This is a genomic window from Stenomitos rutilans (assembly GCF_059505485.1).
The window spans coordinates 135,122-155,024 of record NZ_JCACKR010000139.1 but is presented as its reverse complement, the minus strand read 5'-3'; the positions used below and the strand labels follow the sequence as shown (position 1 = coordinate 155,024).

Genomic DNA, 19,903 nt, shown 5'->3' with positions numbered 1-19,903 from the left:
ACATCTACAGACTACGAGACTCTAGCCCGTGAAGACGGTTTCATCCGCGAAGCTTGTCCCCGCAAAACTTGCTCGCGCAGAAAGCGATCGGCAATTTTAGAGCGCTGTTGCCAATCTGATTTAAGTGGATTATCAAACCGTCCTGGGCTAAGTAGACTGGTGATTTCTTCCCACAGCGAGCGATCGGCTGTATGCAAGTCAACTAGCATCAAGCCTACTCCCAGCAAGAGCAGCGTAACCCCTAGCACAAATAATCCCAGCGAGAGGGGCACGAGCCATTCCAAGTTGACTAACGCCCTCACGGCAAGCGCCAAGGTACTGGCGATCGCACACAGTAGCGCATAAGCATTCGCTAGCACACCATAGCGAATGACTTGATAGCGATACTGAAGCTGGCGCAGAAACTTCTTCGCTTGCAAAAGCCGACTCGTTGAGCGATCGCCTCTCGAAGTATCGCTCCGACCCTCGTTGCTAATGCTCAGCAGCTCAACACACTGTCGATTGGCCGCATGCAACTGTTCCTCAAGAGCCGTTTGGCGCAGATTGATGCGATTTAGCAGCAGCGTACAAGCGAACGCCATTAACACCGAGTTTAGAATTAGCTGTATCAACTGGGTTGTTTGCTCAACGCTCATTGGGTTCTCCCTCAGACGTGCAGGCAGTGTAGGCAAATGATACGGGTTGTTGACCCAGACCGCAATCAATAGTCATCAATATACCAGATTATTTAGTACATTTGAACCATAAATTGTCGTTTGTGAAGCCAAACAGCACATTGTGTCGCTGCACTAGGTAAGCGCCAGAGTCGCAAGAGCTATGCCAAGTCATGGTCCTGCGATCGCCTGTCTCTAATATCAACCTGTTGAGGGTGATTGCGCTTGCGGAGTTGAACGATACCATAACCCAAAAACACTACCAACCAAGACAACCTTGAGCAAAATGGCACGTCTAGTCAACTGGTCATTCTGCTTTACGGGTATATATACCTATACCTCTCAGAGAACACATTTCCCTAGTGATTCACAAGCAAGGCTACTGGAAAATGTTGCAGCGCTTCACCAACCGCGATCGCGCCTTTGCCCTCCATGACCTGGGTTGTAATGATATTTGTCCATGTAGACGGAAAATCGCTTGGCAGCGAAATGTGAGTATCTTGCCAGAGCGCATTACCAAACGGACGCTCTCCCGGCTGCACCAGACGGGTGAAAAAACGAGGTGCGATCGCGATCGCAACCTGCCCTTCAAAGACTCTTGCAAACGCAATAATGTGGTCTTGCAATGCGCCAGTGATGTCCAACGGCTTATAGTCCCCGCTGTAGAACAAGTTTGCAAACGTTTTTCTGGTTTGTAGCAACTGATAGGTCAAAAAGAGCTTGATATCACCGTTTGCTTTCGTGGTCAAAAGCTCATCAATTAGAGCTAACGGATCACCTGCTAGCTGATCTTTAATCTGATCCAGTGCTTTGATTCGTTGCTCATAGATCACAGGACGACGATTATCTGGATCCACAAAACTCAGGTTCCAAAACTCATCCCCCTGGTACAAGTCAGGAACACCAGGAGCCGTATTTTTGATTAACACTTGAGACAACGAGTTCAAAATGCCGTATTCGGCAATCTGTTGCTGAAAGGGTTTGAACTGACCGAGAAAATCAGCGCTTTCGGAGGATGTAAGCAGCGCTTCAACAAATGCACTAAAACCATTTTCGTAATCACTATCAGGCCGTAACCAGGCTGTATGCACTTTGGCTTCTCGCACTGCTTTAATGACGTAATCTTTTGTGCGATCGACAAACTCAGTAAACTCTGCCTCGTCGAATGGAAATGATCCTACTAACGTTTGATAAAGAAAGTATTCATCATTGCGATCGGGAATCGTTCTACCACCCGATCGCACCTTTTTGCTAAAGTTTAACTCTGCCCATTGTTTCACTTGATTGGCCCATTCATCTGGTATCTCTGACAGCACATTCAAGCGTGCTCTCACATCCTCTCCTCGCTTTGTATCGTGCGTAGAAGTTGTGTTCATTGAATGTAGCCAGTGCGCTACTTTATGTTGGTTAAACTGATGAAATTCTACTGGGCTAAGGCCAAATTTACTAGGGTTGCCGCCCACTTCATTTAGTGATAGCAGGCGATTGTATACGTAAAGTAGCGTATCTTCAATCCCTTTCGCCATCAACGGCCCAGTCAACTGCTGCATTCGCATCACGAAGTGTAATCGTTCAACTTTCTGCTCGTCCGTTAAGTAATCCTCATCCTTACGCAACAGAATAGACTCAATATATTCAAGTTCTCTTAAGAGTAGGGGAAGTTGTGGTTTTGCAGCCGCGATCGCCTCTTGAATGACATGCTGATCCGTCTCACTTACACTATCAGAGGCAATATACGTTCGGTATACCGGAAAGAGCGCTAAAATTTCGCTCAAGGCTCGTTTCAAACCGTAGGCCGTAAAGTCTCCACCATAGCGCGTTTGCCCTGCAATTCGCTTCAAACGCTGGGCAAGGTTCTCTACGTCACCAGCTAAATTTTTCTCAACAATGAGTCCTTTTTTTTCAACAGCTAAGCGATCGTAAGTCGCTGTTACACCTGTAAAAGTCGTGTAGAACTGATCAAACGCGCCTTCATTAGCGGTATCACAAAACAGCCCATTCACATAGTTTAGAAACTCGTAACCACTAGTTCCTTCTATCGGCCAATCATCAGGTAATGCTTCTGTTGCCTCTAAAATCTTTTCAACTGTGATGTAAACGTCACCGACTTTCTCACGGAGCCGCTCCAGGTATTCGGCTGGATGATACAGCCCATCGATATGATCAATGCGTAACCCTGTAAACGTCTCCTGCTCAACCAGTTGAGCAATTAAGGAGTGCGTTTTGTGAAAGACCTTAACTTCTTCAACCTTGACTGAAATCAATTCATTGACCGTAAAGAAACGGCGATAATTAATTTCTTCAGCTCCCACTTTCCAAAAGGAGAGACGGTAAAACTGTTCACCAAGCAAGTTGTCTAAAAGGTTAAAGCTTTCTGGTTTACCAGGTTCACCGTTAAACGACTCTACATTGGCAGCAAAAAATTCTTTTACAGCCTCATTTTGCTCATACAACTCCCAAAGCAACCCTTTCACAAAGATAATCTGATCGTAGCGCTCTCGTCCCCTGGCTTCAGCTGGAAGATTTTTAATTAGATAGAGAATGCCTAAAAGTTTGACAAAATCTGGATGCCGCCGACCCAGTGACTTTGTTAAATGCCCCAAATTATGGGTAATAAACCGTGCATAGGATTCAATCCGAACAGGTAACCGTAACCTGTAATAGTTGACGCTTAAACCAGCTTCGTCATAAGCAAGCTGAATTTCGCCTCGCTCTAAACAGTTTCCATAAAAATCACCTAACAGTGGTGCTAAAACCCGCTCTCGAATGTCTTCATATAGATGATTCCAATCAATATCAAAATAATCAAAGCTATCGGAATCTGCTCCATTTTCCAGCACATCCATGAGCCACAAATTTTGGCTGTCATAAGCCATATGGTTGGGCACAATGTCTTGTAACCAGCCCATTTTTTGCTGTTTGAGAGCACTCACCAACGCGTCAAAATCTGCTTGCGTCCCTAATTCTGGATTCAACTGTGTGGGATCAACGACATCATAGCCATGACTGCTATCTGCCCTTGCTTTGAAAATGGGAGAAGCATAGAGATCAGAAATCCCTAACGCCGCCAAGTAAGGCACGATCGCCGCCGCCGCTGCAAAGTCATACTCTTTACGAAACTGAATACGGTACGTTGACACTGGAATTCTCATACATTTTGCTCTTTAGTAAACACCTTTAATCAATAACTTGTCCAACATTAATTGATCGTACCTGAAAGGATGTCTGAGACGTTGCGATCGCCTTCGTGGGAGTGTGGCCTACGGCAAACCAGCCCCTTAGTCCTCGAAACATTGTTGCCCGCATCCTGACAGCTCTTGGCTATGAGCTATACCTTCTAAGACATTCTCTCAGCCTGGTAAAGAGCAAAGCTGACGGCCGGAATGGTTATTGCCTGACCAAAGACTAATTCATTTGGTAGATGAGCGCCTGAACCTAGCCACGCTTCATCAGCAGAATCGAGCCTTTTTTGCCAATCACCCTTGGGAATTTTGGGCGTGAAGCTAACATCATTTTGGCTGAAGTTGAGCAAGCAAAAGATTTGACTTTCAGCAGACCACCGATGCAGTAGAAGCAGTTTCTCATCCTCTAGAGCAATCGCTTCTAAGTTGTGCTTATCCAGTTTTTTGAGCGCAGGAAGGGTGCGACGCAGCTCGATTAACTGCTGATAGAGATCGCGCAGAACTTTGTGCTTACCTTCATGACGAGTTTCCCAGCGCAACTGCGATCGGTGAAACGTTTCCTCACTTTGAGGATCAACGTATTCTCCTTCCAAATGAAAGTGGGCAAATTCTCGTTTTCTGCCCGCCCTTACCGCTTCTACCAGATTGGGATCAGTATGGCTAACAAAATAAAGAAAGGGCGCATCTTCACCGTATTCTTCACCCATAAACAAGAGCGGGACGTTGGGCGACAACAGCAGAACGGCGGCTCCAAGTTTGAGCGCGTCGAAAGACACTAAATGAGTGAGTCGATCGCCCAACATGCGGTTGCCAATTTGGTCGTGGTTTTGAATACACACCACAAGCTGTTGACCCGGTAACGCGCTGGAATCACTGCCGTGCCAGCGTTCGCGGAACGGTGAATAGTCCCAGGAGAAAACAAACCCTTCCTTTATGGCCTTTGCCATCTGAGCGCAGGTGCCGTAATCCTGGTAGTAGCCAATCTGCTCACCCGTCAGCAGCGTATGAGCACAGTGATGAAAGCCATCATTCCACTGAGCGTCCAGACCATAGCCACCGGCTTCAATGGGGCGAAGCAGACGGACATCATTGACATCATTTTCGGCAACCAGATAGAATTTGCGCTGCTTTTGAGAAAGCTCGGCAACATGTTCGGCTAATTCCTGGAGGAAATGCTTGGCGGTCAAATCAATGATGTGATCAGTGGCGTCTAGCCGCAGCATGTCGATGTGGTACGTCTCAAACCAATACAGCGCGTTTTGTAGAAAGTACTGGCGTATTGGGTAGCTTTGTGCGCCATCAAAGTTCAGCGCACTGCCCCAGATACCGTTATATTTGTTGGTGAAGTAGGGGCCATAATCGCTGAAATAGCTGCCCTCTGGCCCAAAGTGGTTGTAAACCACATCCAGGACGATCGCCACTCCCTGCTGATGGCATGCATCGACCAACTGCTTTAAGCCCTCAGGGCCACCGTAAGAATTCTGCACGGCGTAGGGATACACCCCGTCATAGCCCCAGTTGCGATTACCCGGAAATTGAGCAACCGGCATCAGCTCGATCGCGTTCACACCCAGCGACTTTAACTCAGGCAAGCGGGGAATAATGGCCTCAAAGGTGCCCTCTGGTGTAAAAGTGCCTGTGTGCAGTTCATAAATAATGAACTCTTCTAGCGGAATGTTTGACCACTGAGCATCTGACCATTGAAAGGTCGAGTGATCAATGACTTGCGAAGGGCCATGCACGCCATCCGGTTGAAACTGGGAAGCCGGATCGGGCCGCTCAAGGTCTTCATCCAACTGGTAAAAATATTGCGTTCCAGAGGTAACCCCGTCTGCTATCACTTGCCAGTAGCCGGAACCCACAGATTGCATGGGAAGCGAACGACCATTTGGAGAGATGATATTAACGGCAACCTGCTGATGCAACGGTGCCCACACGGTAAAGCGGCAGCGATCGTGACCCAAAAAGAATGCCCCAACATCCATAGAATCCCTGCCCCATCGTTCCATACGTTTGCAGGGAGTATATGCTTCTCAAGGCGCTGGTGAAACCTTCCTTAAAGCTGATTTTGCGCACTGGCTCAAAGGTCTGATGTTGCAGATTTCAGCGTCAGGCGGCTGGCCTGCAAAAGAAAGAGCGGCTGGTCTGCAAAAGAAAGACGGGCGGATTGCTAACAGGCTTTTAAGGTCAGCCAGTTGCTTCAATCCGCCCGATGAGGCTTAGTCTAGTGCGTTGTTTTCACGTGGCACTAAGAGCTATACGCACCAACAGCGCGATCGGATTCATTGACGTACAGAATTGTTGGTGTTGAAGGTATGAAGCCGTGACAGCAAACAGGAATTGGGTTCCTGCAATGGTCGGCGATTGAAAGTGTGAATCTGCACAGGTAAAAAGCGGCTCTGCTTGGAGAAGCGGTTTCAGTGAAAAAGACGCCTATCTCGTAGCGAGTGAGCGGCCAGTAGATTTGAGCTATTGCTTGAGAATCAGCACACGACGCTTCTGGGCGATCAAGCGCAAAAAATAAGCTAATGCAGCAGCAGAAAGCGACTGAATTTTTCCAGCTATCTAGAAGCGAGGAGCTAATGGAGATGACTACCATCCAATGCGGCAAAGGACGAACGAAGCATTTTGCCGAGCTTTTAGCACCAATCGGTACAATGGAGGCGAAGTGCCGCTTTAGGTTCGCTGCATGACCGCCAGCCCGGATTTTTGGAAAAAGCTTTACACTGCCTTTGATCCGTTTCGACCATTGCCCGCGAATGATCCGGCCTGGGTGGATTGTGCATCGGTGCGAGGCGAGGAGGATATTCTGCAAGGGCTGGGGCTAGAGATTGCCCGATCGGAGAAAGTGACCTGCCAACTCTATGCGGGTCATCGGGGCGCGGGCAAATCTACCGAATTGCTGCGGCTTCAGGATGACTTACAACGCCAGGGCTTTCGGGTGGTCTATTTTGCTGCCGATGATGGTGATTTAGAACCCGAAAATACCGAATACAGCGATATTTTGCTGGCCTGTGCGCGGCAACTGATTAGCAAACTGCGATCGCAGCCTGGACAGGATGACAAATTTCGAGAGTGGGTGAATCGCCTGCTGCGAGATCTGCGAGATTTGGGGGTGACGGAGCTATCGCTGGATGAGTTGAGTTATGAGACACCCGAAACACCGCTGGGGAAAGTCTCTACCACGATTAAAACCAATGTCAGCAAGCAACAGGTGATTCGCCGTCAGGTGGAACAACAGGCAGAATCACTGATTGATATTTTGAATGACTTTATTGGCAAAGCGTTAGGTGATCGCAAGCCTCAAGAGCTAGTGCTGATGGTGGATAATCTCGATCGCATTATCGAACGGCGCGACAGTGACAATCAGCCAAGCAATTACGAGCAAATTTTTGTCAACCATAGCGATCAATTGCGGGCGCTCAACTGCCATGTGATTTATACCGTGCCGATTTCCCTTGCCTATTCGGTGCATTTGACGGCAATGGAGGAGCGCTATAAGCCAGTAGAAGTGCTGCCGATGATTATGCTCAAAACACCAGAGGGGGAGATCAGTGAAACTGGAATGCTAAAGCTGAAGGAATTGATTCGCCAGCGGTTTCGGTTTGCCCAATCGGGGGTGGAACTGGAAGCGGCATTTGAGTCGGCGGAGGCATTAGATAAGCTGTGTGAAATGAGTGGTGGGCACGTTCGCAACTTGATGAATTTGATGAAGGCGGCGTTGCAGAACACGCGGGAGTTACCGATTTCAACCCGATCGGTGCAGCGGGCAATTTCGGAACTGCGAGATACCTACCGGAAAGTGATTGACGGACACGAATGGGAAGCGTTGGTGCGGGTGTCTCAAGAGAAGCTCATCACCGAGAATGACGATCAATTTCGCAGTTTGCTGTTTCGCCGCTGCATCTTAGAATATCGCTACATTGATGGCGAGGGCGAGGTGCAGGTTTGGCATGATGTGCATCCGCTGGTACGTGGGTTGGATGGGTTTAAGCGGGCGTTAGAGCGGCATGAGCACGGGAGCCAAAGGAGCGAGTGAAATGGTAGCGACTGGGGAAATCAACTGGGATGAGGATGTGGTTGCTGACCCGGCAGAGTCCTATGAATCGCTGGAGCGATCGCTCCAGCGCACGGAAGGGTTCGGCTTATTCTTTGTCCGCTGTGTACCGGGCGATCAGGCGGATTTGGTGCAGCGCCTCCAAGCAGATTTGCCCACGTTACACATGCAGCGGTTAGTGCTGAACGAAGAACTGGTCGATGGCAACCTGTACCAGCGGGTAGCGACGCTGCCCGATATGGCTGAAATCAACGTGCTATTTATTTCTGGGTTAGAAAAGTCCTTAGACCCTTACGTTAAGTCGGGCTATGGCGGTCAGGGTGACTACTACAAACTTGACACGGTGCCCCGCGTGTTGGGGCATTTGAATTTGCAGCGAGAGCGCTTTCGGGATGATTTTCCGTTCTGTTTGGTGTTCTTTCTGTCTGCCTTTGGCATTAAATACATTGCGCGTCGGGCACCCGATTTCTTTGACTGGCGATCGGGCATCTTTGAGTTTGTCCCCGATTCCGAAACCGTTGGCAAATTGACGCAGGAACTCCAGGGAGACTATCAGGAGTATCTAACCTGGAGCCATTCGCAACGCATGGATCGCATCCGCGAGATTCAAGGCATCCTGGAAGAAGATCAACAGACTCCAGCGCAGCAAGCCAGTTTGTGGTTTGAAAAAGGTAATATTCTCTTTGCTGATGAAAACTATGAAGTGGCGATCGCCAGCTATGACAAAGCGATTGAGGTCAAACCAGACGATGATAAAGCCTGGCTCTACCGAGGTCATGTGCTGTCTGACTTAAAGCGCTATGAGGAGGCAATTGCTAGCTACGATAAAGCGATTGAGATCGAACCGGACTACTACGAAGCCTGGAACGCACGTGGAATTACGCTACATGATTTAGGACGTTATGAGGAAGCCGTTATTAACTATGATCGAGCACTTAAGCTAAAGTCAAATTTGGGCTATGTTTGGCGTAATCGGGGACAAGCGCTCAGCGCACTAAAAAATTATGAAGAAGCAGTCTCTAACTTTAACAAAGCTCTGAGAATTAAACCTGATGACAATTATGCTTGGCTTCTCCGGGGTGATGTATTACACACCATAAAACAATATGATGATGCACTCGCTAGCTACAACAATGCTTTGAAGATTGAGCCTGACAAGTATGCTTGGCGGCGGCGAGGTCGGTTGCTGGCAGATCTAAATCAATATCAAGAGGCAATTTACAGTTTTGAAAAAGCATTGGAGATTGATTCAAGTTATATATATGCTTGGAATGATCGCGGCAGTGTTCTGAGACGTTTGAAACAAACAGAAGAAGCAGTTAAAAACTTTAATCAAGCCCTAGAGAGTGATTCTAATAACTACTATCTTTGGAGGTCACGAGGTATTGAACTTTGTAGGCTAAAAGCTTATGAAGATGCACTCACCAGCCTTGACAAGGCTTTAGAAATCAAACCGCTCAGCAATGATTATGCTGATCTTTATTATACTTGGAAGTTCAGAGGTTATGTACTCAACGGTTTAAAGCGGTATCAAGAAGCAATTATTAGTTTTGATAAAGCTCTAGCTTTTCAACTAGATAGCAATTTCTTTGACCGCTACTATGCTTTAAAGGGTCTTGGATTTGCCTTCTGGAAGTTAGGTAGATATAGTCAGGCAATTGAAAGTTTTTATCAAACTATTGTTGTAATTTATAAAACTCTTCGGAAAGCTAGGCTTAATTCGTACAAGATTTGGCTCAGAATAGGAGCCAATGTTTTATTGAAAAATCTACGATTGATACGATTTGCTTCAAGCTTAACAGCATTACTCAAGCGATGGTTCAAGCGTCAGACAATCTGTGATTTCGATGCAGCACTCAAATATAGGCCGGATGACTATGAAGCTTGGTATAACTTAGGTAATGCTCTTAGAAGGCTAGAATGCTACAGTGAGGCAGTCGCCAGCTATGATAAATCCCTAGCAATTAAGCCGCACCAGCCTGATACTTGGAGCAAGCGAGGAACTGCGCTAGTTTATTTGAGTCGCTATGAAGAAGCACTTGTCAGCTATGATGAAGCCCTTCAGACTCAGCCTGACTTTGCACCTGCATATTACAACAAAGCCTGCTGTTATGGATTGCAGAAAAACGTTGATTTAGCCATTGAAAACTTACAGCAGTCCATTATCCTGGATTCCGAGTATTGGGAGATGGCAAAAACAGACTCGGATTTTGATGGCATTCGAGACGATGAGCGGTTTCGGGCGGTGATTGGGGTATAGGGTGTGGGGTGCTGCAATCGCTATTGTCGCGTTACATCCTGCGATCGGTGTGTTGGTTCATCACATTGCAACCTTGCTAACAAACGTCGTCACGTGTCTACCAATCGCACCAACCGTTGCTAGAACCATCGGTGTGTGTCTAACAAACGTCGCTACGTGACTAAGCGCGATCGGCGTGTTTCTAACAAACATCGTCATGATTGTTAGAAATGTCATCGTGTGACTAACCACGATCGTCCTATTGCTAGGCGCGATCGCGTCGCGGCTTCGATCGCTTACGGCTCCGATGACAAAAGCAAGGGTGCGATCGCCTCTGCACTTAGCCCTGTGAGTCTGGCAACCTGTTCTACCGTCATCCCCTCTGCCAGCAAGTTGCGTGCGGTTTGTAAGAGCTGCCCCTCTGCACTGTCCGCTCGTTGGCGTTCTTGTTCTGCGCGTTGACGTTCTTGCTCTGCGCGTTGCCATTCCTGTTCTGCGCGTTGATGTTCCTGTTCTTCAGGCGTTGGCAACAGGTCTCCTTCTATCGTTGCCCAGCGCAGCCAGGTTGCATCAATTCCTTTGTAAGTGCCCTGCCAACGCTGCAAGGCTAACCCTAACGATTCACTCAGCAATTGCTCACGATCGTTGGGAACAAGGGGTTGATACCTATTTTGCTGCATTGCAAAACCAGCCCAGTCACTCGGATTAAAGGGGTCATACCAGAAGTATTCTGGCACTCGCATTTGATCTTGATAGATTAGCTTTTTCTTCGTTTTGTCAACGGCAGCAGTACTGTCTGACAGCAACTCAATCACGACATCGGGTGCTCTTTCTTCTTCCCACACAACCCAACTTTTGCGTTCCCCTTTGGGCACTCCCAACACGGCAAAAAAGTCTGGTCCTTTAAAGTCCTGGTTTCGTACCTGCGCCAGACTGTAGTAGACAAACATATTGCCCCCGACAAAGCCATCTTCTCGCTGAGCTAACCAGGGGGTGAGCACGTCGATCAGCAAGTCCATCTGGGTTTTGTGTCGCGCACTTTCCATCGGGACACCATCATCGTAGGGAAGTTCCGCTTGGGTGGGTGGAAGTTCAAGTAGGGACATCGCGTTTCACCAATAGAGGTTTCACCAGCAGGGTGGCTTGCAGCAGGTATTTCTATGGTACTGAACGGAATGCAAAAACGTTGTATTGCTGGGCGCGATCGCACCCAGCAACACAACGGTGTGACTAGCTTCGTGAGGTGGTTTTTAAGGCTTACTTAATGGTGATGGTGCCCGTGTCCATGCGAGTGCCCATGATCGTGGGAATGACCATGCCCGTGATCGTGATGCTCGCGGCTGTGGGCAAGGCTGGGATTTACTGCTAACGCTTGCTCTGCTAAGAGAGCCTCAATTTGTGGATGCGCCCACTCAGCGACCATCTTGAGAAAGTCAGAACGATCGTTGACGCATTCCATCTGCACATAGGTTACTTCAGGATGCTTGCGGCGCAGGGTATGAATGATGTGGTCTACATCCAACAGCGTTTCGTGGTTCTCAGTCGCAAAGCCGATCGGCATGAAAACGAGTGCTGTGGCACCCAGATCGATCAAGTTACTGGCAGCGAGTTCAGCGTTGGGTTGCGTCCATTCAATCAGCGGAGTCTGGTGATTCAGCCAGCCAACCGAGGTCAGAGGATAGCGGTAGATCAGCTTTTCACGCACGCGATCGTACAACGCCTGACTTTCATCAATCCCAGACGTAAAGCCTTTGGCCTTATGAGGGCAGCCGTGATTCATCAGCACAATGCCCGTTTGTGAAGGAAGGTGAGCCACTGCCAGATCGGTTTTGATCCTGTCTTCTACCAGGTTGGCAAGCAGATCGATATACTCTGGCTCGTTGTAGAACGATGGAATGTAGCGCGTGCCTTTGACCCAATGCTCAGTGCCATCTGCAAGCTTCGCCAGCGCTTTGTTAACCTGCTCGACTGCAATGCCGCTGGTAAAGATGGAATCGACCACCAGCAGCGGATAAATGAGGATTTTGTCAAATCCTTCCGCTTTGACCTCTGCCAACACCTGCTCTGGTAGAAAAGGTGCACAGAAGTTGAATGCTTTGAAGACCTTGACGCGATCGCCCCAGCGGTCTTGCAGGTATTGTTCTACACCCGCACGTTGGCGCTCAAAAATGGCGTTATGGGGCGAAATGAAATGATCGTGCTGATGACTCCACTCATGCAGGTCAAACGCGGCTAGCAGCTTTGCTAGCGGCGGATAGATCCAGGTTGGCACTGGGGCAAACTTTGCGGTCAATAGATTTAGCGCTTGCTCGTTATAGTTGGCAAAGTCTTCGTAGCTTTCCACTTCGCCATAACCCATCAAGAGAACGGCAACCCGATCGTGAGCGCTGGATTCATTGACTAGGGGCTGGAGTTTTTCAGGAGTAGCGACCACTGATACTGCCTCAACATGAATGGACTAAGCTGGGGAACGATCGCCTGAAGCTGCTATCCCAGTCATCTTTGAGACAAGAGGATAGGGCTTAGAAACGTTACCCATCATCGTCTAGCGTAACATCCCATCCGGGGGGACAGGACAAGCAATGTGTTTGAAAATGTTTAAGATGCACGAGGGGGTAGAAAGCTAAAGGCTGTAGCTTGCTTCCCAAAGGGTAGGCTGAGGGCTAGAGGCTAAAAGTAGGATGAGGGCTGAAGGCTAAAGGCTGATCGCTGGAAGCTGACCGCTGGGGGCTAAAGAATGACAGTTGTGCTTTGTCCTGGGGTGCACGATCGAGGGTTGACTCAGCAGTTTATTCAGGGTGTGCGGGAAGCCTCCAACGGCCTGGCCTTGCCGTCTAAATCACTGCTGGTGTTTCCCACAGAGCGATATCCTGCCTATTCAGGATGGCACGTGCTGCGGTTTCTCCATGAGCGAAACAGTCACAATCATCCGGATCTGAGGGTGAGTCCTCCGTTAGTGTTAATTGGGTTTAGTGCGGGCGTTGTGGGTGCCATGAGTGCGGCTCTGGTCTGGCAGGGGTGGAGGGGAACCGTTAAAGCGGTGCTGGCGATCGATGGTTGGGGTGTGCCGCTTGTCGGTGGCTTTCCGGTGCACCGCTTCAGCCATGATTGCTTTACCCATTGGAGTTCGGCTCCGCTGGGTGCTGGTGAGGACAGTTTCTATGCTGACCCTGGTGTGGCGCACCTTGAGCTTTGGCGATCGCCCCAAACGGCAGATGGCTGGTGGCTGACACCTGATGCAGCCAGACCCCCGATAGCTCTGTCAGCGGCCAATTTTCTAACTGCCCTGTTACGCCGTTACGATGAATTGTGAGGAGTAACGTGAAAGATAAGGTTGTTTATTTTCTGCTCTGCTTTGATGTGGGAACACTAAAATAGCTCAGCTTGCTGCTTTGGAGATTGGTCGCGATCGCATTCCAATCGCCACACCATCCCATTGCACATCAAGGGAGGACATCCACCTGGTTCCCAAACGCTTTTCTAGACAAAACGCTATGCTTCCAACCAATCCTTCTGATGGCGGGTTTGGTACACTCCTCAAGAATCGACCTTTTTTGGCGCTGTGGACGGCGCAAGTCTTATCGCAGGTGGCCGATAAGATCTTTTTTGTTTTTTTGATTGCGTTACTGGTCAACTATCAGCCAGCACCGGGTCTGGCAAATTCGGCCCGTTCAGCGCTGATGTTTGCCATCACCCTGCCAGCCATTATGTTTGGTTCGGCGGCGGGCATTTTTGTCGATCGCTTCGACAAACGACAAATTCTCGTCGGCTGTAATCTTCTGCGCGGCGTGTTGATTCTCGCTATGCCGCTGTTGCCCAAAGCGTTTGTTGTGCTCTTAGTCATTGGCTTTATCGAATCTACGCTAACCCAGTTTTTTGCACCAGCAGAACAGGCCGCCATTCCGCTGTTGGTGCCTCGTCAGGGATTGATGAGTGCCAATGCGCTTTTTACCACCACGTTGATGGGGTCGCTAATTGTGGGCTTTGCGATCGGCGACCCGTTGCTGACCCTGGCAAAAGCAGGGGGGCCGTTTGGGCAGGCGTTCTTAATTGGTGGGCTTTATCTCATCGGTGCGGCCATCCTGTCTTGCCTGCCCATTCACAAAAGTGGCGCTGACCCTCAGATTGTGCAAGCCCATCCCTGGAGCGACTTTAAAGCAGGGTTGTCTTACCTGAGGCAAGATCGTCTGGTGAGCAGTGCGATGGTGCAGTTGACTATTCTGTACTCTGTCTTTGCGGCTCTGACGGTGCTAACCATTAACCTGGTGGAAGAAATTGGGTTAGCGTCTACTCAGTTTGGCTTTTTGCTGGCAGCGGCGGGCATTGGCATGGTGTTTGGTGCGGCAGTGCTAGGCCACTGGGGCGATCGCCTACACCACAAGCCGCTTCCCCTGATTGGCTTTCTCATCATGGCCGCAGGGCTAACGGTGTTTACGTTCACTAGCCATCTGTGGGTAGGCTTGGGCTTGAGTGCCATGCTGGGGGTGGGCGCTTCGATGGTCGGGGTTCCCATGCAGACCCTCATTCAACGCCAAACGCCAGAGTCTATGCGCGGTAAAGTGTTTGGCTTTCAGAATAATGTGGTGAATATTGCCCTAAGCGTACCGCTGGCGATCGCGGGGCCACTCACGGATGCGGTGGGACTACGCGTTGTGCTGCTGGGCATGGGCGCGATCGTGAGTCTCGTTGGCATTTGGGCATGGCGGAGTACCCGTCATGTTCTGCAGAATGTGATCTAGAAGGCAGAAGGTAAAAGGTAGAGGGTAGAGGACTAGCAGACCACTGTCCACTACTCCTCACTGTTGAGATTAGATTTAGAAGCAACAGCGACAAAACTCTGCGTTCTCCGCGCCTATGCGGTCATTTCACCATCTTCTTCACGTCCTCGATCGTTTGTCATCAACGTCGCGATCGCCTTATAATGCAAGTAAGCGCTTACATTATAGAAAGATGGCTTTGCATCGAAGTCCAGCCAAAACCAGGGAACGTCTGATTAATGCCGCGATCGAGGTGTTCTCAGCCAAAGGGTTTATAGGTGCCAGTACGCGTGAAATTGCTCGCGTGGCAGATGTGAATGAAGTCACGCTCTTTCGTCATTTTCAGAATAAGGAGCAGCTTCTGGGTGCGGTGGCGCAGCATATCACAGCGCTGAAGCTAGAAGCCCTTTCGCATCAAGACGAGTGGACGCAAGATTTGGCGATCGATCTGTTGCACTACGCCCAACTGCATGACCAGATGCTGGAAGAAAACGAAGCCTTGATTCGAATGTTTATTGGCGAAGCCCAACGTCATCCTGATGAAGCGCTGCAAGTTTTTCAAGAAGCATTTCTACCCTTACGCGAAAAGCTGATTGCCTATTTGCGTGGCGGTGTGGAACGGGGTCGTGTTCGCTCAGAGGTTGATTTGCCTCTGGTGGTAGATCAATTTACGGGCATGCTGCTGGCTGGCATGTTGCGCCGTCACGTGACGCTGGCCTCACGCGGTTACAGCCGCGATCGCTACGTAGCTGGGTGTGTTGACCTGTTTGTTAGAGGCATTGGTACGCCGATCGCCATCCCACACCATTCCCCTTCTGATACATGAGCAAAACGATCGCGCTCATCAGCCAGGTCATTTAGTGCACTCAGCGGCTGGGTGCGTTTTAAGCGTTAAACCGTCAGCGTTGGCTTTTAGGCACAGGCTCCGTTTTTATTCAATTTACTATGGCAACCACTCATCGACGATCACACCGTTTACCCAGCTCAGGGGCGGCGCGTCCCAACTTTCAGCATACTGATGCCACCCAAACAGGCTATGTACAGGGGCCGCTTAAGTGGGCGATCGCGCTCACGGCTTCTCTAGGGGCCATCCTTGAGGTGATTGATACCAGCATTGTCAACGTGGCGCTGACCGATATTCAGGCGACTCTAGGCGCAACGGTGAGTGAAGTGGGCTGGGTCGTTACCGGGTACGCGATCGCCAACGTCGTGCTGATTCCGCTCTCAGCGTGGCTGGGAGATGTCTTCGGTAAAAAAACATACTTCGTCTTCTCGATGGCAGGGTTCACGCTGGCCTCTGTGTTGTGTGGGTTTGCCGTCAACTTGCCCATGCTGGTCATGGCCCGCATTCTCCAGGGGCTTTTTGGGGGTGGGCTGCTGGCGAAAGCTCAAGCCATTTTGTTTGAAACCTTTCCACCCGCTGAACAAGGGTTGGCCCAGGCGGTCTTTGGCGTGGGGGTGATTGCTGGCCCCGCGATCGGCCCAACTCTGGGGGGCTGCCTGACCGATACGCTGGGCTGGCGCTGGATTTTCTTCATCAATTTGCCGATCGGCGTCATCGCTGTGGCAATGGCCTTATTTTTTCTGCCAAAGGACACTGCGACGGGATCAAAGCGCCAACAAACGGTAGATTGGCTCGGCATTGGGCTGCTGGTCATCGCAGTAAGCAGTCTGCAAGCTTTTTTGGAAGAAGGCGAACAAGACGATTGGTTTAACTCTAAATTGATCACAATGCTGGCGATCGCGGGTGCGATCGGACTCATCCTCTTTATCTGGCGAGAACTCAGCACCAGAGCACCCGCTGTCGATTTACGGGTGCTGCGTCATCGTTCGTTAGCGGCAGGAAGCCTATACTCCGGTATTTTGGGCATGGGGCTATACGGAGCATTATTTGCCGTACCTCTGTTTGCTCAAGGCGTGCTGCGCTTTACAGCGACGCAAACAGGCTGGTTGCTGGCTCCAGGTGCATTGGCATCGGCGATCGTGATGGTTTTGCTGGGTAAACTCTCGACGAAAATCGACGCTCGTATTCTGATCGGGATGGGCGCGATCGGAACGAGCTTTGTGATGTTTCAACTGGCGCAGATCACACCGCAAACTGGCACCAACGATCTCTTTCTGCCGCTCATTTGGCGAGGCGCAACGACCGTGCTGATGTTTTTGCCGCTGAGCTTAGCGACTCTGGGGTCACTACCCAAGCAAGATATTTCTGCTGGCTCAGGGTTTTACAACCTGACTCGTCAGCTTGGCGGCAGCATTGGTATTGCCATTCTGACAACGCTGTTGGCGCAACGAGAAGCATTCCATAAAGCAAACTTGCTGACCAGGTTAACTCCATACGATGCCATCACTAATGAACGACTCGACGCGCTGACGGGTGCGTTTCAGCAGGGCGGCGCTGATCCTACGACAGCCCACCAACAGGCTCTCATGTCGCTGGAGCAATTGGTGAATACTCAAGCGGCGGTTCTATCGTATGCGGATTGCTTCCGGTTTGTGGGTGTCGTCTTTCTTTGCTCCCTGCCGTTGCTGCTGTTCCTGGGCAAAGGGGGTGCTGGCGCAAAAGCACCTGTGGCTCATTGAGGGTCTTAAGGAGTATCTAGAAGGTGGAATAGGGTGTGGGGTGTAGGATTATTCTGAATAGGACTTACGCACTTGCCCCCAAACCCCCAATGCTGGGGGCTTTAATTGGCTCTGTTCCCCCAAAATTGGGGGCTAGGGGGCGAAAGATGACCGCATTTGCGTAAGTCCTACTGAAGTGAAAACCGTTTATCCTCTTCGTTCTAGGCTGGCCAGCACTATCTTGTTGAAAAACTAAACGCGTTCGAGTCTTAATTTGAGTTACCTATGGCTAAAGTTTTTGATTCCATTACAGATGAGCTTCAGCGCTTTATTGAGGCACAGCAGATCTTTTTCGTTGCAACAGCACCGTTGGCAGCAGGCGGGCATGTAAACCTGTCGCCGAAAGGGTTAAACAGCTTTCGGATTCTCTCCCCAAACCAGGTTGCTTATTTAGATGTGACGGGAAGTGGTAACGAGACATCGGCTCATCTGCACGAAAATGGGCGGATCACTTTGATGTTTTGTGCCTTTCAAGAGCCACCGCTGATTTTGCGGCTGTACGGTAAGGGTCAAACCGTTTTACCTGCTGGACCAGAATGGCAAGACCTGTATCCCCTGTTTCCGCCTCTGCTTGGAGCACGCCAGATGATTGTCGCAACGATCGATCGCGTACAAACTTCCTGCGGCATGGGAGTCCCTTTGTATGAACCTGCGGGCCAGCGCGGCTCGCTGATTAAGTGGGCTGATAAGAAGGGCATAGAGGGGCTGCACGCGTATCAGCAGCAGAAAAACAGCGTCAGCATTGATGGCCTGCCAGCGCCTTTAGCGAGTCAGCCATTGCCGTGATGGGTTGTTTAAGGCTGGCAATACTTGCGATCGCGATCTGATCCCGGTTCTTGCCACGAGTACGCAAAATGACTGATCGAGCGAATTTGGGGTGCCATCTGTTGAACGGCTCGCATCTGCACTTCTAATGGCGGACGGTTACTGACCGATTGCTGCCAAATGCCAGCTAATACAGGTTTGACCTGCGTGCCACGAGGAGCGGCTTGCAATACTCGTCGGACTTGCGCTGTAATGCAGTTTGCGTTGCCACAGGTGGCGTATGCCATCGGATGCCACTCTACTGAACTAGGGAAGCGATCCCAGGGTTGCAAGCGGGAGTCAAACCCGCGACCTACGCTCAGATTGCCATCCGAGAAAAAGACGACCCCAGCCGGAATGCCCCAGCGTTTGACAGGTGCAACGGCCGCATTGACAAAATCTAGCACCCCCTGAGTTGCATGGGCTACAGAGAGCTGCCAGAGGTCAGATTGCAAGAGAGACACTCGATGAGCCAGGGGCAGCGAAGCCGTTAGACGTGCGGGGTTTAGTCCTTGCCAGAGGGGTTCTCGCTCATTGGGGTAAAGTACGTTGAGATCTTTAAGGTCATTGCCAGAGATAAAGCCCTGCCCTAAAAACCGCCGAATAAGTTCCATGCCTCGGTAGTTCAGCGCCCGTTGTAGCAGCGTTTGCTGTGAGGCTTCGCCATAGACCCAAAGATCCTGAATTTTGCTGGCGACAGAGGCCGGACCATAGCCGCGAGGATAGCGAACGTAATCGAACAGCACCCCGTCGGGTTGACGTTTGGCGATCGCCTGCACCATTTGCAAATAGTCTTGCCGTGCCTGGAGGCTATAGGGATCAATGAACGCCTCGTCTGGATTCCCAACGCCCAACTCAACGCTCAGCCCAGGGATGGTATTGGCCGTCAAACTGGTCTGACCCAATCCATTGCGCGCAAGCGTCTCCTGTTTATCCGCACGACGCACATAGCTGGCACCAAAGTTCAGGCCAAACAGCCAGGCATAGACCTTCAAGCCCCGATAGTGCCCTTTGCGAATGATGTCTGCTAGCAAATCGGTCTTTTCGGCTCTCGTTCCAGCCAGTACCGAAGCCCAGGGGGTCGGGTTGTCACTGGCAGGCAGCAGCACTTTGCCGTTGTAAAAGACTTCAACATTCACCTGGTTGTAGCCGCGGTCGACAATGCGATCGAGCACCGCTTCGAGCGCTCCTGATTTGATGTCACACGGGTAGAGCCTGATCCAAATCGCCTGAGTTTGAGTCCAGGCTTGGCGGCGACAGGTACGCAAACTCGCCGCATGTTGCTTGATCAGGGTGGCGTAGCGCCGTTGGGCATCCTGACTCCCTTTAGCAGAGGCCTGCCTCAGCAGCTCTTTTTGGTTAATTGCGACTTCTGACTGCTGACAGTAGGGAACGGTCTGAGCCTGAAGGCCGATCGACACTAAAGAAGACCCTAAAACACCACCCATTAGCGCTGCTGTAACCTTGCGGCCGAGTAAGCGCCAATGGGGGTTAAACCGGGTAGACCAAGCGGTGAAATGCGATAAATGTAAGCGATCGCGCGCTCCGAAAAACTGCACAAGCCTCATAGAATACTAGTACCTTTGGAC

14 protein-coding genes are annotated in these 19,903 nt (G+C 50.3%); 7 read left to right on the top strand and 7 right to left on the bottom strand.

Going from position 1 to position 19,903, the window contains the following annotated elements:
* Positions 1-11: 11 nt before the first annotated feature.
* The 3 genes from AC5JLP_RS29215 to treZ all read right to left on the bottom strand — a co-directional run bounded on the left by AC5JLP_RS29215 (position 12) and on the right by treZ (position 5,820).
* Positions 12-635 (bottom strand): DUF2721 domain-containing protein, encoded by a 624-nt coding sequence (locus AC5JLP_RS29215; protein ID WP_496071369.1) that lies wholly within the window; start codon positions 633-635, stop codon positions 12-14.
* Between the two features lie 377 nt (positions 636-1,012).
* Positions 1,013-3,805, bottom strand: coding sequence for a malto-oligosyltrehalose synthase (treY, locus tag AC5JLP_RS29210; RefSeq protein ID WP_496071368.1), 2,793 nt, complete (start codon positions 3,803-3,805; stop codon positions 1,013-1,015).
* 185 nt (positions 3,806-3,990) lie between these two features.
* On the bottom strand, positions 3,991-5,820 hold the full coding sequence (gene treZ, locus AC5JLP_RS29205) for a malto-oligosyltrehalose trehalohydrolase (RefSeq protein WP_496071367.1): 1,830 nt from the start codon (positions 5,818-5,820) through the stop codon (positions 3,991-3,993).
* A 704-nt stretch (positions 5,821-6,524) separates the two neighbouring features.
* Between treZ and AC5JLP_RS29200 the strand changes: the two genes are divergently transcribed.
* Positions 6,525-7,874, top strand: a complete 1,350-nt coding sequence (locus tag AC5JLP_RS29200; RefSeq protein WP_496071366.1) for an AAA family ATPase — start codon at positions 6,525-6,527, stop codon at positions 7,872-7,874.
* 1 nt (position 7,875) lies between these two features.
* Positions 7,876-10,152 (top strand): tetratricopeptide repeat protein, encoded by a 2,277-nt coding sequence (locus tag AC5JLP_RS29195; RefSeq protein WP_496071365.1) that lies wholly within the window; start codon positions 7,876-7,878, stop codon positions 10,150-10,152.
* A gap of 60 nt (positions 10,153-10,212) precedes the next feature.
* Here AC5JLP_RS29195 and AC5JLP_RS29190 read toward each other — a convergent pair whose 3' ends face one another.
* From AC5JLP_RS29190 to AC5JLP_RS29180, 3 genes are all read right to left on the bottom strand, one after another.
* A complete protein-coding gene (locus tag AC5JLP_RS29190; RefSeq protein WP_496071364.1) occupies positions 10,213-10,368 on the bottom strand; it encodes a hypothetical protein in 156 nt (51 codons plus the stop codon).
* A gap of 59 nt (positions 10,369-10,427) precedes the next feature.
* Positions 10,428-11,237 carry a Uma2 family endonuclease gene (locus AC5JLP_RS29185; protein WP_496071363.1) on the bottom strand — a complete coding sequence of 270 codons (810 nt, stop codon included), beginning with the start codon at positions 11,235-11,237 and terminating at the stop codon, positions 10,428-10,430.
* 155 nt (positions 11,238-11,392) lie between these two features.
* A complete protein-coding gene (locus AC5JLP_RS29180) occupies positions 11,393-12,565 on the bottom strand; it encodes a ferrochelatase (RefSeq protein WP_496071362.1) in 1,173 nt (390 codons plus the stop codon).
* A gap of 303 nt (positions 12,566-12,868) precedes the next feature.
* Between AC5JLP_RS29180 and AC5JLP_RS29175 the strand changes: the two genes are divergently transcribed.
* The 5 genes from AC5JLP_RS29175 (at position 12,869) to AC5JLP_RS29155 (ending at position 18,296) form a co-directional block, all read left to right on the top strand.
* Positions 12,869-13,444 carry a hypothetical protein gene (locus tag AC5JLP_RS29175; protein WP_496071361.1) on the top strand — a complete coding sequence of 192 codons (576 nt, stop codon included), beginning with the start codon at positions 12,869-12,871 and terminating at the stop codon, positions 13,442-13,444.
* Positions 13,445-13,625: 181 nt separating this feature from the next.
* A complete protein-coding gene (locus tag AC5JLP_RS29170) occupies positions 13,626-14,870 on the top strand; it encodes an MFS transporter (RefSeq protein WP_496071360.1) in 1,245 nt (414 codons plus the stop codon).
* Between the two features lie 211 nt (positions 14,871-15,081).
* Positions 15,082-15,714, top strand: coding sequence for a TetR/AcrR family transcriptional regulator (locus AC5JLP_RS29165; protein WP_496071359.1), 633 nt, complete (start codon positions 15,082-15,084; stop codon positions 15,712-15,714).
* Between the two features lie 119 nt (positions 15,715-15,833).
* A complete protein-coding gene (locus tag AC5JLP_RS29160) occupies positions 15,834-17,471 on the top strand; it encodes a DHA2 family efflux MFS transporter permease subunit (protein ID WP_496071358.1) in 1,638 nt (545 codons plus the stop codon).
* A 264-nt stretch (positions 17,472-17,735) separates the two neighbouring features.
* On the top strand, positions 17,736-18,296 hold the full coding sequence (locus AC5JLP_RS29155; protein ID WP_496071357.1) for a pyridoxamine 5'-phosphate oxidase family protein: 561 nt from the start codon (positions 17,736-17,738) through the stop codon (positions 18,294-18,296).
* Positions 18,297-18,304: 8 nt separating this feature from the next.
* On the opposite strand, the gene AC5JLP_RS29150 is transcribed toward AC5JLP_RS29155, so the two are convergent.
* Positions 18,305-19,873 (bottom strand): glycoside hydrolase family protein, encoded by a 1,569-nt coding sequence (locus tag AC5JLP_RS29150; protein WP_496071356.1) that lies wholly within the window; start codon positions 19,871-19,873, stop codon positions 18,305-18,307.
* Positions 19,874-19,903: the final 30 nt, after the last annotated feature.

What these genes read in the sequence shown, in the direction of transcription:
- AC5JLP_RS29215 (WP_496071369.1), bottom strand. Translation starts at nt 635, where the DNA reads ATGAGCGTTGAGCAAACAACCCAGTTGATACAGCTAATTCTAAACTCG.
- treY (WP_496071368.1), bottom strand. Translation starts at nt 3,805, where the DNA reads ATGAGAATTCCAGTGTCAACGTACCGTATTCAGTTTCGTAAAGAGTAT.
- treZ (WP_496071367.1), bottom strand. Translation starts at nt 5,820, where the DNA reads ATGGATGTTGGGGCATTCTTTTTGGGTCACGATCGCTGCCGCTTTACC.
- AC5JLP_RS29200 (WP_496071366.1), top strand. Translation starts at nt 6,525, where the DNA reads ATGACCGCCAGCCCGGATTTTTGGAAAAAGCTTTACACTGCCTTTGAT.
- AC5JLP_RS29195 (WP_496071365.1), top strand. Translation starts at nt 7,876, where the DNA reads ATGGTAGCGACTGGGGAAATCAACTGGGATGAGGATGTGGTTGCTGAC.
- AC5JLP_RS29190 (WP_496071364.1), bottom strand. Translation starts at nt 10,368, where the DNA reads ATGACATTTCTAACAATCATGACGATGTTTGTTAGAAACACGCCGATC.
- AC5JLP_RS29185 (WP_496071363.1), bottom strand. Translation starts at nt 11,237, where the DNA reads ATGTCCCTACTTGAACTTCCACCCACCCAAGCGGAACTTCCCTACGAT.
- AC5JLP_RS29175 (WP_496071361.1), top strand. Translation starts at nt 12,869, where the DNA reads ATGACAGTTGTGCTTTGTCCTGGGGTGCACGATCGAGGGTTGACTCAG.
- AC5JLP_RS29170 (WP_496071360.1), top strand. Translation starts at nt 13,626, where the DNA reads ATGCTTCCAACCAATCCTTCTGATGGCGGGTTTGGTACACTCCTCAAG.
- AC5JLP_RS29165 (WP_496071359.1), top strand. Translation starts at nt 15,082, where the DNA reads ATGGCTTTGCATCGAAGTCCAGCCAAAACCAGGGAACGTCTGATTAAT.
- AC5JLP_RS29160 (WP_496071358.1), top strand. Translation starts at nt 15,834, where the DNA reads ATGGCAACCACTCATCGACGATCACACCGTTTACCCAGCTCAGGGGCG.
- AC5JLP_RS29155 (WP_496071357.1), top strand. Translation starts at nt 17,736, where the DNA reads ATGGCTAAAGTTTTTGATTCCATTACAGATGAGCTTCAGCGCTTTATT.